General features: G+C 50.6%; 21 protein-coding genes. 6 read left to right on the top strand and 15 right to left on the bottom strand.

Translation table 11 applies throughout. The annotated features are described in order from the left end of the window. Positions 1-469 precede the first annotated feature (469 nt). Entirely contained in the window at positions 470-1024 is a 555-nt protein-coding gene (locus AAGR22_RS19805) for a gamma carbonic anhydrase family protein (RefSeq protein WP_345829203.1), read from the top strand. On the opposite strand, the gene AAGR22_RS19810 is transcribed toward AAGR22_RS19805, so the two are convergent. The 6 genes from AAGR22_RS19810 to dprA are packed head-to-tail and all read right to left on the bottom strand — an operon-like array spanning position 1000 to position 4783. Continuing rightward, positions 1000-1251 (bottom strand): DUF1488 domain-containing protein, encoded by a 252-nt coding sequence (locus tag AAGR22_RS19810; RefSeq protein ID WP_067709984.1) that lies wholly within the window; start codon positions 1249-1251, stop codon positions 1000-1002. The genes AAGR22_RS19805 and AAGR22_RS19810 overlap by 25 nt on opposite strands. After that, entirely contained in the window at positions 1248-2069 is an 822-nt protein-coding gene (gene aroE / locus AAGR22_RS19815; protein WP_067709982.1) for a shikimate dehydrogenase, read from the bottom strand. Before aroE ends, AAGR22_RS19810 begins: the two co-directional genes overlap by 4 nt. A gap of 6 nt (positions 2070-2075) precedes the next feature. After that, positions 2076-2618 carry an L-threonylcarbamoyladenylate synthase type 1 TsaC gene (gene tsaC, locus AAGR22_RS19820; RefSeq protein ID WP_345831630.1) on the bottom strand — a complete coding sequence of 181 codons (543 nt, stop codon included), beginning with the start codon at positions 2616-2618 and terminating at the stop codon, positions 2076-2078. A 19-nt stretch (positions 2619-2637) separates the two neighbouring features. Further along, positions 2638-3195 carry a type I DNA topoisomerase gene (locus tag AAGR22_RS19825; protein ID WP_067709978.1) on the bottom strand — a complete coding sequence of 186 codons (558 nt, stop codon included), beginning with the start codon at positions 3193-3195 and terminating at the stop codon, positions 2638-2640. A gap of 24 nt (positions 3196-3219) precedes the next feature. Continuing rightward, positions 3220-3693 (bottom strand): DUF494 family protein Smg, encoded by a 474-nt coding sequence (smg, locus tag AAGR22_RS19830; protein WP_067709976.1) that lies wholly within the window; start codon positions 3691-3693, stop codon positions 3220-3222. Beyond that, entirely contained in the window at positions 3665-4783 is a 1119-nt protein-coding gene (dprA, locus tag AAGR22_RS19835) for a DNA-protecting protein DprA (protein WP_067709974.1), read from the bottom strand. The genes smg and dprA overlap by 29 nt, the downstream gene beginning before the upstream one ends. Positions 4784-4910: 127 nt before the next feature. Between dprA and def the strand changes: the two genes are divergently transcribed. The 5 genes from def to mscL all read left to right on the top strand — a co-directional run bounded on the left by def (position 4911) and on the right by mscL (position 9699). Then, the gene (gene def, locus AAGR22_RS19840) at positions 4911-5420 is read left to right on the top strand and encodes a peptide deformylase (protein WP_067709972.1); all 510 of its coding nucleotides are present in this window, start codon (positions 4911-4913) and stop codon (positions 5418-5420) included. Between the two features lie 24 nt (positions 5421-5444). Then, the gene (gene fmt, locus AAGR22_RS19845; protein WP_345829208.1) at positions 5445-6389 is read left to right on the top strand and encodes a methionyl-tRNA formyltransferase; all 945 of its coding nucleotides are present in this window, start codon (positions 5445-5447) and stop codon (positions 6387-6389) included. Between the two features lie 47 nt (positions 6390-6436). After that, the gene (rsmB, locus tag AAGR22_RS19850) at positions 6437-7726 is read left to right on the top strand and encodes a 16S rRNA (cytosine(967)-C(5))-methyltransferase RsmB (protein WP_067709968.1); all 1290 of its coding nucleotides are present in this window, start codon (positions 6437-6439) and stop codon (positions 7724-7726) included. 62 nt (positions 7727-7788) lie between these two features. Further along, positions 7789-9165: a Trk system potassium transporter TrkA gene (gene trkA, locus AAGR22_RS19855; protein WP_345829209.1), complete on the top strand. Its 1377-nt coding sequence runs from the start codon at positions 7789-7791 to the stop codon at positions 9163-9165. Positions 9166-9288: 123 nt separating this feature from the next. After that, positions 9289-9699, top strand: a complete 411-nt coding sequence (gene mscL, locus AAGR22_RS19860) for a large-conductance mechanosensitive channel protein MscL (protein WP_067709963.1) — start codon at positions 9289-9291, stop codon at positions 9697-9699. Between the two features lie 41 nt (positions 9700-9740). Here the strand turns inward: mscL and AAGR22_RS19865 are convergent, their stop codons facing one another. The 9 genes from AAGR22_RS19865 to rpmJ all read right to left on the bottom strand — a co-directional run bounded on the left by AAGR22_RS19865 (position 9741) and on the right by rpmJ (position 14023). Further along, entirely contained in the window at positions 9741-9947 is a 207-nt protein-coding gene (locus tag AAGR22_RS19865; protein WP_156485041.1) for an alternative ribosome-rescue factor A, read from the bottom strand. 53 nt (positions 9948-10000) lie between these two features. Next, complete coding sequence (gene zntR, locus AAGR22_RS19870) at positions 10001-10420, bottom strand: Zn(2+)-responsive transcriptional regulator (RefSeq protein WP_067709962.1); 420 nt, start codon at positions 10418-10420, stop codon at positions 10001-10003. Then, positions 10420-10791 carry a DUF1992 domain-containing protein gene (locus AAGR22_RS19875; RefSeq protein ID WP_345829211.1) on the bottom strand — a complete coding sequence of 124 codons (372 nt, stop codon included), beginning with the start codon at positions 10789-10791 and terminating at the stop codon, positions 10420-10422. The genes zntR and AAGR22_RS19875 overlap by 1 nt, the downstream gene beginning before the upstream one ends. Positions 10792-10903: 112 nt before the next feature. Then, a complete protein-coding gene (rplQ, locus tag AAGR22_RS19880) occupies positions 10904-11290 on the bottom strand; it encodes a 50S ribosomal protein L17 (protein WP_003850180.1) in 387 nt (128 codons plus the stop codon). 40 nt (positions 11291-11330) lie between these two features. Continuing rightward, positions 11331-12320, bottom strand: a complete 990-nt coding sequence (gene rpoA / locus AAGR22_RS19885; RefSeq protein WP_067709958.1) for a DNA-directed RNA polymerase subunit alpha — start codon at positions 12318-12320, stop codon at positions 11331-11333. Positions 12321-12345: 25 nt separating this feature from the next. After that, on the bottom strand, positions 12346-12966 hold the full coding sequence (rpsD, locus tag AAGR22_RS19890) for a 30S ribosomal protein S4 (protein WP_004160561.1): 621 nt from the start codon (positions 12964-12966) through the stop codon (positions 12346-12348). 32 nt (positions 12967-12998) lie between these two features. After that, the gene (rpsK, locus tag AAGR22_RS19895) at positions 12999-13388 is read right to left on the bottom strand and encodes a 30S ribosomal protein S11 (RefSeq protein ID WP_034899652.1); all 390 of its coding nucleotides are present in this window, start codon (positions 13386-13388) and stop codon (positions 12999-13001) included. 16 nt (positions 13389-13404) lie between these two features. Continuing rightward, on the bottom strand, positions 13405-13761 hold the full coding sequence (gene rpsM, locus AAGR22_RS19900) for a 30S ribosomal protein S13 (RefSeq protein WP_067709956.1): 357 nt from the start codon (positions 13759-13761) through the stop codon (positions 13405-13407). Between the two features lie 145 nt (positions 13762-13906). Further along, positions 13907-14023 (bottom strand): 50S ribosomal protein L36, encoded by a 117-nt coding sequence (rpmJ, locus tag AAGR22_RS19905; RefSeq protein ID WP_020322760.1) that lies wholly within the window; start codon positions 14021-14023, stop codon positions 13907-13909. Between the last annotated feature and the right edge of the window lie 29 nt (positions 14024-14052).

Consider the following 14052-nt stretch of genomic DNA (forward strand, 5'->3'; position numbering starts at 1 on the left):
AAACGTCATAATGAATTTCATTATGTGTTCACTCTTAAGACTTGATATTTTTTTGCGCCTTGCGGCGCTGATATCAATCCTGCGAGTGCCCACACAGATTGTCTGATAAATTGTTAAAGAGCGGTGCGGCTGGCGCCTTGGCGGCCTGCTGCGAGGTGGCGTATATTACGCTTTCCTCCTTCAGAGTCAACTTCTTTTTGGGAAGTTTTTCTCCGGCGGTTCAGCTTCCTGACCCTCTCAACCCGGCGGCCTGTAAGCCGTTGTTCCGTGTCGATGGAGGCGCATTATAGGGATCCCGTCTGAGAGCACAAGCCTTTTTTCGATCTTTCTTATCGCCCGCTGAATTTTCACTCCTTTCGCGCAGATCTAAGACGATCCGCACAAAAATACTTCATATTTATTAGCAGTCATTGCCTGTGAAGAGTTTACGGCGTTACGCTTCGATCACCTTCTTTTAAGAGAGACAGCCATGTCCGCAAAACTGAGACCCTATAAAAATACCTTTCCCCAGACTGGTCAGCGGGTAATGGTCGACGATTCAAGCATAGTGATTGGAGATGTAAGGCTGGAGGATGATGTTAGTGTCTGGCCACTGGTTGCTATCCGCGGCGACGTTAACCGCGTTCATATTGGCAAACGAAGTAACATTCAGGATGGCAGCATACTGCATGTCACTCATCGTTCTTCAACCGATCCTGAAGGTTTTCCTTTAATCATTGGGGAAGATGTCACGATTGGCCATAAAGCGATGCTGCACGGCTGTACAATCGGCGACAGGGTTTTGGTCGGAATGGGGTCAATTTTGCTGGATGGTGCCATCATTGAAAGTGATGTGATGATAGGTGCGGGAACGCTGGTGCCACCAGGAAAGCGTTTGCAAAGCGGTTTCCTCTATTTAGGCAGCCCGGTCAGGCAGGTGCGACCACTTACGGAATCAGAGATCGCCGGTCTTCTCTACTCTTCAGGTAATTATGTCCGTTGGAAAGATGACTATCTCACTCAGGATAGCCAGAACCAACCCTGATCGTCTTCCGATCCTTCTTTTATAAGCTGCTCGGCTTCTTCCTCAAGATCCCAGCGATGAAGACTAAAGCTAACGTGCGCAGGTTGCCCATCACCAAAACGGCGAAGCAAAGATTCGCCGCTTATTGCGCACATCATCATCAGGCCATTTACCATAGCTGGAAAGCAAATGGCCTTTATGTCTTCATTCCACTCTTCGCGGTCGGGGAACTGAATAGCCTGATTCATTCCTGAAGTTCCGCTCTGAGCACGGCGATTACCGGCTCGATATCCGGCATTTCTCCATGCCATAAAAGAAAGGAGTGAGCCGCCTGCCCCACCAGCATTCCCAGACCATCTGCTAACTGACTTGCGCCATGCTGCCGACACCAGCGAATAAAGGGCGTATCGCCCGTTTGATAGAACATGTCATAGCAGCGCGTTTGCACCGAAATGAGTGAAGAAGGCAACGCGGGAATATCACCGCCAATTCCGCTTGAAGTCGCATTAATAATCAGATCGAAGTGTTTATCCTGCAGCGTCTCTATGTCGCTCCATATAACCCCCCCGGTATGCTCAAAAACCTCTGCAAGCGCGTGAGCTTTTGAGGCGGTGCGATTAGTAATCGTTAGCGAACAACCCCAGGAGAGAAGGGGAAGTATTGCGCCACGCGCAGCGCCACCCGCCCCAACCAGCAGGATCCGATCCGTAGACTTGATCAGATCTTGCCGTTGTAGATCTGCCAGAAGCCCAATACCGTCCGTGTTATCCCCCAGCAGCCGTCCATCCTCCAGCAACTTTAGGGTATTGACCGCGCCCGCAAGCGCCGCACGCTCCGTAAGTTCTCCAGCCAGTTCATACGCCTGTTCTTTAAAAGGCAGGGTTACGTTCGCCCCCTTTCCTCCACGCACGATGAAATCATTTAGAGTGTGGGTAAAACCATCCAGGGGGGTATGCGTGGAGCCATATGCATGGTCACGACCTGTCTGTTCGGCAAAGAGCTGATGAATTCGCGGTGATTTACTGTGGCTAATCGGATTACCGAAAACGGTAAAATTCTGCTTCATATAACGTTACCCGTGACGAATGAGTTCGCCGGTTAAGACATCGCGAATTTCTGAAGGATTAAGTCGCCCTCCGGTTTCCCCTGACAGAACGGGAAAATCTACACCAAACTGCTCGCCGACTTCAGCAGCCGTCCGACAGGGCGGAAAGCCCGATAGGTTCGCACTGGTCGATACCAGGGGTTTACCAAAGTTACGGCAAATTTGCTGAACAAGGGGATGATCGCTGACCCGAATGGCAAGAGACTCAAAACGTCCTGTCAGCCACGCAGGCGTATGAGAACTAGCGGGAACAACCCAGGTTATCGGTCCTGGCCAGCTCGCGAACATTCTCTCTTTTTGCGCCACAGAAAGCTGCGCATCATCAATATAGGGCTGGAGCTGGTGATAATCAGCGGCAATCAGGATAAGCCCCTTTTCCACAGGGCGCTTCTTTAAGCGTAGAAGCTGCGCCACCGCAGATTCGCTATCGGGATCGCACCCCAGACCAAATACTGCTTCAGTGGGATAGGCGATAACGGTCCCCTTACGTAGCCGCTCAAGACACAGGATCGCTGATTCAGTTAAAACATTATTCGTCACTGCTTGTACCTGCTGTTACTGGCTTTCCACAAACTTTACTGGCGCAAAAGCGTTTTACCCCCTGCGTCGTCTTTTTCTCAACTAACAGTGGAAAATGACACACTTCACACTCCCCCTCTACCGGCGTGGCATTCAGCGAAAACTGGCAGTCAGGGTAACGATCGCAGGCGTGAAAGGTTTTCCCATACCGCGATCGACGCTGAACCAGATGACCCTGCTGGCACTGAGGACACTTAATTGAAGTTTCATCGGGCTTATCAATAAGTTCAGTATGCTCACACTGGGGGTAACGGCTGCAGGCAATAAACATTCCGTAGCGTCCCTGGCGCAGCGCAAGCTCTTCGTGACACGCTGGACAGTATTGTCCCTCAAGCACTTTTACCACGTGCCCTTCAGCCTGTTTTTTTAAAGGGCGTACGTAGTCACACTCGGGATAATGAGCGCATCCAAGAAAAGCGCCATGTTTCCCGGAGCGAATAACCAGTTCTGCCCCACATTGGGGGCAGGGTTCATTTTTTCGCACAGCGAAAAGCGCTGTTTTATTCATAGTTTTAAAACACCGGAGAAGCTCCTAGTGCACAATTCCTTCATTGACGTCGAAAAGAAGTTCTTCCACCTTTTGATAAGCGTTTTCACATCCAGGGATGTTAAACAGCACCATCAATACAACCCATTTGAGATCCTCAAGATCAAACTCAAGTGTATCCAGCGCCATTATACGTTCGATAACCATTTCGCGGGTTTCAAGATTAAGTACCTGTATTTGCTCCAGGAACAAAATAAAACCCCGGCAGTTGGCATCTAAACGCTGGCTCTCTTCATCGGTGTAGATACGCATAGACAGCGGATCGGTCGCGAGCAGAATTGGCGCAACTAAGCCGTCCTGATAATCTGCAAGCTTTTCCAACCAGTTCAACGCATTATAAATGTCTTCACGATGAAAACCTGCATCGGTCAAATCGTCTGTCAATTTATCCTGATCAACGCGCATTTCTGCTTCGCTATGGATATACGTTTCAAATAAGTACATTAGTACGTCGAACATGGCTTGCCCTCCTCAATCGGACATAGCCGCCGGGTACAGCTGCGATCCACCCTGCTAACTCCAACTCAAGCAGCTTAGCTACGATGGCTGGCACAGGTTGGCCGGCACGTTCAGCGACGACGTCAACAGGTGTAACCTCATCTCCTACGTTAGTCAACACATCGGCAAATGGCAATGCCGTATTACCCTCGTCGGCAGAATATGTTGGTTGAGGGTCGGGTAACCAGTCCAGTTCACTATTGAGTTGTTCAAGAATAGTATTGGGATGAGCAGTTAACAGTGCGCCCTGCTGAATGAGCCAGTTCGTGCCTTCACTGCCCGGGTTACCAATAGCACCCGGTAATGCGAAGATTTCCCGATTTTGTTCTAACGCCAGTCGTGCCGTAACCAGAGAACCACTCTTCATACATGCTTCGACGACTAATACCCCGAGGCTGAGCCCGCTGATAATTCTGTTGCGCTGTGGGAAATGGTAAGGCATGGGGCGCGCGGATAAAGGGAATTCAGACACCAGCGCTCCCCCTCCCGCGATAATATCTTTAGCCAGTTGAGCATGACGGCGGGGATAGATACATTTCAGCCCGCTGCCTAAGACGGCAAGCGTTTTGCCTTTGACCTCCAGCGTAGCGCGATGAGCCACGCTGTCGATACCCAGCGCCAGGCCGCTGGTAATAGTCAGGCCGCTTAATGCGAGCGCCTGAGCGAAACAGGTTCCCCAACATCTGCCATAAGGCGAGCAGTTACGGCTACCCACAATCGCAATTTGCGGCGTTGAAAGGAGCCCCGGGTCGCCTTCAACGAAGAGTATCGTCGGGAAGTCGGCTATCTGCCTTAACCGCTCAGGATAGAGTGGACTGGCACAGGTAATAAAATAGCGTTGGGGCTGCTCAAGCCAGTTAAGGGCTTCAGAAATAATGGTACGGTCATAATAAAGGAAGGCTTCCTTTTGCACTGGCGAAAAACCGACTAAGCCCAATTCCCTCTCTGTTACCGCTGGCTGGAGAAGCAACATTTCAACAATCTGCTGACAGTGCTGACGTGGTAAACCCTTAACGCACGAGAGGCGTAACCAAATCTCCATGGGTGTCATTGCTACATCCTTGTCAGAGGCCTCTCAGCCCCTCCCTAACCGAGCAGGAATGCTGTCAATCATGCCCTGAAATGTCTACAATAAGAGTTATAAACATCTAATCCCTTGAACACAGATCTGGAAAGTTATGTCAGTTTTACAGGTATTACATTTTCCTGACGAGCGCCTACGCACCGTCGCGAAACCCGTTAAAGAAGTCGATGCTAATGTCCAGCGTATCGTGGATGATATGTTCGAAACGATGTACGCCGAGGAAGGCATTGGTCTGGCTGCCACCCAGGTTGATATCCATCAGCGTATTATTGTTATCGATGTTTCTGAGAATCGTGATGAGCGCCTGGTGTTGATTAACCCGGAAATGCTTGAAAAGAGCGGCGAAACAGGTATTGAAGAGGGTTGTCTTTCTATTCCTGAGCAGCGCGCGCTGGTTCCCCGCGCCGAGAAGGTAAAAATACGCGCTTTGAACCGTGAAGGCATTAGCTTCGAGCTTGAAGCGGATGACCTGCTTGCGATTTGTATCCAGCACGAGATGGATCATCTGGTCGGCAAACTGTTTATTGATTATCTGTCGCCAATGAAGCGCCAGCGTATTCGTCAGAAACTGGAAAAACTTTATCGCCAGAGCGCGCGTGATTAACCCGTGCCATAAAAAGGTAAGAGCGTGTCTGACTCCCTGAAAATTATTTTTGCCGGAACACCCGATTTTGCCGCGCGCCATCTTGCTGCGCTACTGTCATCCGGCCACAACGTTGTAGGTGTTTTCACCCAGCCGGACCGCCCTGCCGGGCGTGGCAATAAGCTCACGGCCAGCCCGGTTAAACAGCTTGCAGAGCAGCATGGTCTGCCTGTTTTCCAGCCTAAATCACTGCGTCCCGAAGAGAATCAGCAGTGGGTTGCCCAGCTTCATGCTGATGTTATGGTCGTGGTCGCCTACGGCCTGATTTTACCGGAGGCGGTGCTGGCAATGCCTCGTCTGGGCTGCATAAACGTGCATGGCTCACTCCTTCCCAAATGGCGGGGCGCGGCACCTATTCAGCGTTCATTGTGGGCAGGGGACAGTGAAACCGGCGTCACTATTATGCAAATGGACGTCGGCCTGGATACCGGCGATATGCTGCGTAAGCTCTCCTGTCCGATTGAGCCTGAGGATACCAGCGCCTCGCTGTACAACAAGCTCGCTGACCTGGGTCCTAAGGGCATGTTGGATACCCTCGCGCAGCTCGCCAGCGGAACGGCCGTTCCTGAGGTGCAGAACGAAGCACTGGTCAGCTACGCAGAAAAACTGAGTAAAGAAGAAGCCAGGCTGGACTGGTCGCTATCTGCGTCACAGCTTGAACGCTGCATTCGCGCCTTTAATCCATGGCCAGTCAGTTATTTTGTCGTTGACGAGCAACCGGTGAAAGTATGGAAAGCATCGGTTCTGCCGCACGTGGATAAACAGGCTGGTGAGATAGTCCAGGCTGATAAAAGGGGTATTCAGGTTGCAACGGCAGACGGCGTACTGAATATCGAAGAGCTCCAGCCTGCGGGTAAAAAAGCCATGCCGGTTCAGGATCTCCTCAATTCCCGCCGTGACTGGTTCATTCCGGGCAATATCCTTGCCTGATACATCGCCCGGCTTTATGTCGGGCTGATTTTGACTTGCGATCCCTTATGAAAAAAATGACTAATTTGCGCAGCGTTGCTGCCCAGACCATTGAGAAAGTGGTCGAGCAGGGGCAGTCCCTGAGCAATGTACTGCCCGCTGCCCAGAAGTCCCTTGCGGAAAAAGATGGCGCTCTGCTTCAGGAGCTCTGTTATGGCGTGTTGCGTACGCTTCCTCAGCTTGAGTGGCTGATCGGCCAGCTAATGGAGCGACCTTTAACAGGTAAACAACGCACCATACATTTTTTGATTATGGTTGGGCTTTATCAGCTGATATTTACTCGTATACCTGCCCACGCCGCGCTGGCTGAAACGGTGGAAGGTGCCGTCGCTCTGAAACGCCAGCAGTTTAAAGGGGTTATTAACGGCGTGCTGCGTCAGTTCCTGCGCCAGCAGGAAGCCCTGACTGAGGCAATGAATAGCGATGAGCGTAACCACCTCCATCCTAAATGGCTGCTGACAAGGCTACAGCTGGCATGGCCCGATCGATGGCGTCAGATTGTTGACGCTAATAACCAGCGTCCGCCTATGTGGCTGCGGGTTAACCGGCAGCATCATACCCGTGATGCCTGGCTCTCTCTTCTACAGGATGCGGGTAAAAACGCTGTCCCGCATCCTGAGCACCCTGACGCGCTGAGGCTTGAAGCCCCCTGTGGTGTAAGCCAGCTGCCGGGTTTCGCCGAGGGATGGGTGACGGTTCAGGATGCTTCAGCCCAGGGCTGTGTATCACTGCTGGATCCACAGAATGGTGAATCGATTCTGGATCTGTGTGCTGCACCTGGCGGAAAAACGACCCATATCCTCGAAGCGGCACCACAGGCAACCGTGTTGGCTGTGGATGTTGATGCCCAGCGGCTTTCCCGTATCAGTGAAAATCTTCAGCGACTTAATTTGTCAGCCGACGTTAGAGTCGGCGATGGCAGAACACCGGCAGAATGGTGCGGAGAAACCCAGTTTGACCGCATTCTGCTTGATGCGCCCTGCTCTGCCACCGGCGTAATACGACGTCATCCTGACATTAAATGGTTACGTCGTGACCGTGATATCGCAGAGCTCGTAGCATTGCAGGCAAATATTCTGGATGCCATCTGGCCACATCTCAAAACCGGTGGCACTCTACTTTATGCCACCTGTTCAGTATTGCCGGAAGAGAACCACTTGCAGATCGCCGCATTTATGACGCGACATAATGATGCTGTGCATATTGAGATCGGCGATACCACCTTAGCGGGTCGGCAAGTTTTCCCCGATCCAGCCGGTGGCGATGGCTTCTACTATGCGAAGTTAATAAAGAAATAAACGTTGGGCCATGCGATATTCCACGTGGCCCTTAATGGCCCCAACAATCAGACTGAAGCATAATGAAAATAATCATTCTTGGCGCTGGTCAGGTGGGTGGTACCCTCGCTGAAAACCTGGTAGGCGAAAATAACGATATCACGGTCGTAGACACTAATGCGATTCGCCTTCGCCAGCTACAGGATAAGTACGACCTGCGGGTGGTTCAGGGTCATGGTTCTCATCCGCGCGTACTGCGTGAAGCTGGCGCGGAAGATGCTGATATGCTGGTGGCAGTAACCAATTCTGATGAAACGAATATGGTCGCCTGCCAGGTTGCCTATTCTCTGTTTAATACCCCAAACCGCATCGCCCGCATACGTGCGCCGGATTATATCCGTGATGCAGATAAGCTTTTCATTCCTGAAGCGGTGCCAATTGATCATCTGATCTCTCCCGAACAGCTGGTTATTGATAATATTTACCGCCTAATCGAGTATCCCGGTGCACTGCAGGTGGTAAATTTCGCTGAGGGCAAAGTCAGCCTTGCGGTAGTCAAAGCGTATTACGGTGGGCCCCTGGTAGGGAATGCACTTTCCGTCATGCGCGATCATATGCCGCATATAGATACGCGTGTGGCGGCGATTTTCCGCCAGGACAGGCCCATTCGCCCTCAGGGTTCAACCATCGTTGAAGCCGGGGATGAAGTATTCTTCATTGCGGCCAGCCAGCATATCAGAGCGGTGATGAGCGAGTATCAGCGGCTGGAGAAGCCTTATAAGCGCATTATGATCGTAGGCGGGGGTAATATAGGTTCCGGTTTAGCCCTGCGTCTTGAGAAAAATTACAGCGTAAAACTGATTGAACGCGATCAGCAACGCGCGGCCGAGCTGGCTGAACTCTTACAGAATACCATTGTGTTTTACGGAGATGCGTCCGATCAGGAACTGCTTGCCGAGGAACACATCGATCAGATCGATCTTTTTATCGCGATCACTAATGATGATGAAGCCAACATTATGTCAGCGATGCTGGCTAAAAAGATGGGGGCCAAAAAGGTGATGGTACTGATCCAGCGTAAGGCCTATGTCGATCTGGTTCAGGGTAGCGTCATAGATATCGCTATATCCCCGCAGCAGGCAACAATATCGGCGTTATTAGGGCATGTGCGTAAGGCTGATATTGTCGGGGTATCATCGCTGCGCCGTGGCGTAGCAGAAGCCATTGAGGCGATTGCTCACGGCGATGAGACAACCTCCCGGGTTGTAGGGCGGGAAATCAACGATATTAAACTGCCTCCCGGTACGCTAATTGGCGCGGTTGTGCGTGGCGATGACGTCATGATCGCCAATAACAACCTGCGCATTGAGCAGGGAGATCACGTTATCATGTTCCTTACCGACAAAAAGTTTGTGGGAGATGTTGAAAGGCTCTTTCAGCCTAGTCCCTTTTTCCTCTGACAGTTCGAGCGGCCTTCTCACTGTCACCCCCTCCGGGGTGGCAGCTTAAATTTTTCCGCTTCATTCTGGTAAAAACGGGATCGTTTGTTAGACTTATCATCTGGTAAAGGATTGGAGAGAACAATGAGTTTATTCAAAGAGTTTCGTGATTTCGCCATGCGCGGCAATGTTGTCGACCTGGCAGTTGGTGTCATTATTGGTGCGGCATTCGGTAAAATTGTTTCTTCACTGGTGGCAAACATCATTATGCCACCGCTGGGTCTTTTAATCGGGGGAGTGGACTTCAAATCGTTCGCCTGGGTACTTAAGCCTGCGGTTGGCGATACACCCGCGGTCGTAATGCAGTACGGTATTTTTATTCAGACCGTGTTTGATTTTGTTATCGTCGCGTTCGCCATCTTTATGGCTATCAAGCTGATGAACAAACTGCATAAGAAAAAGGAAGTGGAAAAACCCGCTCCGAAGCCCAGTGTCGAAGAAACCCTTCTCACTGAAATTCGCGATTTGCTGAAACAGCAGAATGGTCAGCCCTGATTACGACTTTCTTATTAAGAAAACCGCCGACGGCGGTTTTTTTATGCCCGGAAAATCAGAAGGCCAGTGGTAAAGCTCTCTTTACCACTGGCCTCCCAGTTACCCTTTTTAGCGTGTTTGTCTTTACGCCGGAAGCTGCCCTTACCCTTGTGGTTCACTTCGATCCTGACTTTAAACAAAGGATCGTGCAGTAATGCTTCAATCGCATTATCGCGGATCACACCTTTTTTGTGTTGATAACCTGACATCTTTTGCTCCTTAATGAGTAACGGCAAGAATATAGAGCTCACCGGATAAAAAATCAATCTACTACAGCAATTTCACCTTTTTCCAGCGCTTCGAGGATCGAACAGTAGAGGCTACTGTGTGAAGTGCCGCAGCACGCATCATTCAGTCTTTTCAACGAACGTTGCATATTCTGTAGCTCAGTAATCATCCCTTCTACTTCCAACAAACGTTTCTTCACGATACCCTTCGATTCCTCGCAGGTATGATGCGCGGGATCCACGCGGATCGACAGTAATTCACGTATTGCCTCAAGGCTAAACCCCAGCTGTCTCCCATAGCGAATGAATTTCAGTCGCTGTAAATCATTGTCGCTGTAGAGGCGAAAACCACCTTCAGTACGGATTTCATGATCCATCATCTGCTGCTTTTCATAGTAGCGGATAGTATCTGGTGTCACATCGGCCAGTTTGGCCAGCTGACCAATTTTAAACATCACTCCTCTCCTTTAAAATGTCGATGGACACGGTTGCTATAATCGCCCTGTAAAAATGCAGTGCTCATCCCAGCCTGCCTGAGTTTCATTTCCAGTAAAACCAGCCGCTTTGCACATTGCTCATAGCTGTCATCATCGGGTGTAAGCCCTGCCAGTAATTGGTCCAGCTCGACCGCTTCGCGCCGTATTTCAAGCTCTGGTGGAAGATAACCGGAATTTTTCATCAGACGATATGCCGCACGCAGCTCGGGGGGAACGTGGCTGTCGTCATCCAGTACAAGCTTTTTGCCGCTACCCGAAAGACCATCCAGTTCACCATTCTTTTGCGCTTCGGCAATATGCTGCTCAACCAACTGATCTATTAGCCACATAATTCACCCGCAGTAACGGAAGGGAAGATATAAGGATAACGCTTGAAGAGGAAGAGGGGAATTTCGGACATAAAAAAACCGGGCAAGCCCGGTTTTTCCAACATACAGCAGATTACTCTGCTGCAGCTTCTGCTTGAGCTTCTGGACGATCAACCAGCTCGATGTAAGCCATCGGAGCGTTGTCACCAGCGCGGAAGCCACACTTCAGAATACGAGTGTAACCACCGGCACGGCTCGCAAAACGCGGGCCCAGCTCGTTAAACAGTTTTGCCACGATCTCGTTATCACGAGTGCGGGCGAATGCCAGACGACGATTAGCTACGCTGTCGGTCTTGGCAAGAGTAATCAGCGGCTCAACTACACGACGCAGCTCTTTCGCTTTTGGCAAGGTCGTCTTGATGATCTCATGACGAACCAAAGAGCCAGCCATGTTGCGGAACATAGCCTGACGATGGCTGCTGTTGCGGTTCAGTTGACGACCACTCTTACGATGGCGCATGACCTTATCCTTCTCAGTGAAACCTTAACCTGTGATCGGGTTATTCATCAGCAATGCTAGCGGGCGGCCAGTTTTCCAGGCGCATGCCCAGAGACAAACCACGAGAAGCCAGCACATCTTTAATCTCGGTAAGAGATTTTTTACCAAGGTTAGGCGTTTTAAGCAGCTCAACCTCAGTACGCTGTACCAGATCACCGATGTAGTGGATAGCTTCTGCCTTAAGGCAGTTAGCAGAGCGGACAGTCAATTCCAGATCGTCAACAGGGCGCAGCAGGATCGGATCGAATTCTGGTTTCTCTTCTTTCACTTCCGGCTGACGTACATCACGTAAGTCAACGAAAGCTTCGAGTTGTTCTGCCAGGATGGTTGCCGCACGGCGGATCGCTTCTTCAGGATCAATAGTGCCGTTGGTTTCCATTTCGATGACCAGCTTGTCCAGGTCAGTACGCTGTTCAACACGCGCTGCTTCAACATTGTAGGCGATACGCTCTACAGGGCTGTAACAGGCGTCAACTAACAGACGACCGATCGGGCGCTCATCTTCTTCCGAATGAATTCGGGCAGAAGCCGGCACATAACCACGACCACGCTGAACTTTGATACGCATGCTGATAGCAGCGTTTTCATCGGTCAGATGGCAGATCACGTGCTGCGGCTTGACGATTTCGACATCACCATCATGGGTGATATCGGCTGCAGTCACAGGGCCAATGCCAGATTTATTCAGAGTAAGAACAACTTCATCTTTCCCCTGAACTCTTACCGCCAGCCCTTTCAGGTTGAGCAGGATTTCCAGGATATCTTCCTGTACGCCCTCTTTGGTGCTGTACTCATGTAGTACACCATCAATTTCAACCTCGGTCACCGCGCAACCCGGCATTGATGAAAGCAGAATACGGCGCAGTGCGTTACCAAGAGTATGGCCAAAGCCACGCTCTAAAGGCTCAAGGGTCACCTTGGCGTGCGTCGAACTCACTTGCTCGATATCTACCAGGCGCGGTTTTAGAAACTCTGTCACAGAACCCTGCATTGTGTCCTCTCTTTGGTACTAAGCTTTACTTGGAGTAAAGCTCGACGATCAGGTGTTCGTTAATGTCCGCAGACAGATCGGTACGTTCAGGAATACGCTTGAACACACCTTCCATCTTAGTTGCATCAACTTCCAGCCAGGTTGGCTTTTCACGCTGTTCAGCCAGCTCCAGAGCGGCTTTCACGCGAGACTGCTTTTTGGCTTTCTCACGGATGCTAACAACGTCATTCGGAGTTACCTGATAAGAAGCGATGCTAACAACGCGGCCATTTACCATGATAGATTTGTGGCTAACCAGCTGACGTGCTTCTGCACGAGTGGCACCAAAGCCCATACGATAAACAACGTTGTCCAGACGACCTTCCAGCAGAGCTAACAGGTTTTCACCCGTGTTGCCTTTCAGACGTGCAGCTTCTTTATAATAGTTACGGAACTGACGCTCCAGCACGCCGTAGATACGACGAACTTTCTGCTTTTCACGTAACTGTACGCCATAATCAGACAGACGCGGTTTACGCGCACCGTGCTGACCAGGAGCTTGTTCAATCTTACACTTGGTATCAATCGCGCGAACACCAGACTTCAAAAAGAGGTCTGTACCTTCGCGACGGCTCAGCTTGAGCTTAGGACCCAAATATCTTGCCATTTTCTTTCTCCAACATTCCTAAAAAACGGGCGTTATACGCGACGTTTTTTCGGCGGACGACAACCGTTGTGAGGGATCGGAGTCACATCAGTAATATTCGTGATGCGGAAACCAGCAGCGTTCAGAGCACGAATCGTAGACTCGCGGCCTGGACCTGGACCCTTAACCATAACTTCCAGGTTCTTAATACCGTACTCTTTCACGGCGTCAGCACAGCGTTCAGCAGCAACCTGAGCTGCAAACGGAGTCGACTTACGAGAACCACGGAAACCGGAACCACCGGCTGTTGCCCAACCCAACGCATTACCCTGACGATCGGTAATAGTCACGATGGTGTTGTTAAAAGACGCATGGACATGAGCCACGCCATCAGAGACTTGCTTTCTTACACGCTTACGTGCACGAACTGGTGCCTTTGCCATTATTCAATCACCCCGATTATTTCTTGATCGGTTTACGCGGACCCTTGCGGGTACGTGCGTTGGTCTTGGTACGCTGACCGCGCACTGGAAGACCACGACGATGACGTAAACCACGATAGCAACCAAGGTCCATAAGACGCTTGATGCTCAGGGTGACTTCACGACGCAGATCGCCTTCAACAACAAATTTTGATACTGCATCACGCAGAATATCGATTTGCTCTTCAGACAGCTCACTGATCTTAACATTTTCTGCAATACCCGTTGATGCACAGATAGCCTGTGAGCGGGTCTTGCCGATACCGAAAATTGCAGTTAACGCGATAACGGTATGTTTATGATCAGGAATGTTAATGCCTGCTATACGGGCCACTATGCACTCCTACTATTCAAATATGCGTCCCATGCCGAAAAGCCCGTTTTCAGGATACTCAAATGGGAAACGCATAGACATACAAAAGATTGGCTGGCTAATCTAGCCAGCTCAACCCGACTTTGCAAGAAAAATATGCGAATAATCAGCCTTGACGCTGTTTATGCTTAGGCTCGGCGCTGCAAATCACACGTACGACACCATCACGACGGACGATTTTGCAGTTACGACATAATTTCTTGACGGAAGCACGAACTTTCATTTTTACTCTCCGTAACTTCTCAAGCGCCT

Source organism: Erwinia sp. HDF1-3R (assembly GCF_039621855.1).
Taxonomy (GTDB): Bacteria; Pseudomonadota; Gammaproteobacteria; order Enterobacterales; family Enterobacteriaceae; genus Erwinia.

What these genes read in the sequence shown, in the direction of transcription:
- rsmB (WP_067709968.1), top strand. Translation starts at nt 6,437, where the DNA reads ATGAAAAAAATGACTAATTTGCGCAGCGTTGCTGCCCAGACCATTGAG.
- smg (WP_067709976.1), bottom strand. Translation starts at nt 3,693, where the DNA reads ATGTTCGACGTACTAATGTACTTATTTGAAACGTATATCCATAGCGAA.
- AAGR22_RS19810 (WP_067709984.1), bottom strand. Translation starts at nt 1,251, where the DNA reads ATGAATCAGGCTATTCAGTTCCCCGACCGCGAAGAGTGGAATGAAGAC.
- trkA (WP_345829209.1), top strand. Translation starts at nt 7,789, where the DNA reads ATGAAAATAATCATTCTTGGCGCTGGTCAGGTGGGTGGTACCCTCGCT.
- AAGR22_RS19865 (WP_156485041.1), bottom strand. Translation starts at nt 9,947, where the DNA reads ATGTCAGGTTATCAACACAAAAAAGGTGTGATCCGCGATAATGCGATT.
- AAGR22_RS19875 (WP_345829211.1), bottom strand. Translation starts at nt 10,791, where the DNA reads ATGTGGCTAATAGATCAGTTGGTTGAGCAGCATATTGCCGAAGCGCAA.
- aroE (WP_067709982.1), bottom strand. Translation starts at nt 2,069, where the DNA reads ATGAAGCAGAATTTTACCGTTTTCGGTAATCCGATTAGCCACAGTAAA.
- rpmJ (WP_020322760.1), bottom strand. Translation starts at nt 14,023, where the DNA reads ATGAAAGTTCGTGCTTCCGTCAAGAAATTATGTCGTAACTGCAAAATC.
- def (WP_067709972.1), top strand. Translation starts at nt 4,911, where the DNA reads ATGTCAGTTTTACAGGTATTACATTTTCCTGACGAGCGCCTACGCACC.
- rplQ (WP_003850180.1), bottom strand. Translation starts at nt 11,290, where the DNA reads ATGCGCCATCGTAAGAGTGGTCGTCAACTGAACCGCAACAGCAGCCAT.
- rpsD (WP_004160561.1), bottom strand. Translation starts at nt 12,966, where the DNA reads ATGGCAAGATATTTGGGTCCTAAGCTCAAGCTGAGCCGTCGCGAAGGT.
- rpoA (WP_067709958.1), bottom strand. Translation starts at nt 12,320, where the DNA reads ATGCAGGGTTCTGTGACAGAGTTTCTAAAACCGCGCCTGGTAGATATC.
- dprA (WP_067709974.1), bottom strand. Translation starts at nt 4,783, where the DNA reads ATGACACCCATGGAGATTTGGTTACGCCTCTCGTGCGTTAAGGGTTTA.
- mscL (WP_067709963.1), top strand. Translation starts at nt 9,289, where the DNA reads ATGAGTTTATTCAAAGAGTTTCGTGATTTCGCCATGCGCGGCAATGTT.
- AAGR22_RS19825 (WP_067709978.1), bottom strand. Translation starts at nt 3,195, where the DNA reads ATGAATAAAACAGCGCTTTTCGCTGTGCGAAAAAATGAACCCTGCCCC.
- rpsK (WP_034899652.1), bottom strand. Translation starts at nt 13,388, where the DNA reads ATGGCAAAGGCACCAGTTCGTGCACGTAAGCGTGTAAGAAAGCAAGTC.
- zntR (WP_067709962.1), bottom strand. Translation starts at nt 10,420, where the DNA reads ATGTTTAAAATTGGTCAGCTGGCCAAACTGGCCGATGTGACACCAGAT.
- AAGR22_RS19805 (WP_345829203.1), top strand. Translation starts at nt 470, where the DNA reads ATGTCCGCAAAACTGAGACCCTATAAAAATACCTTTCCCCAGACTGGT.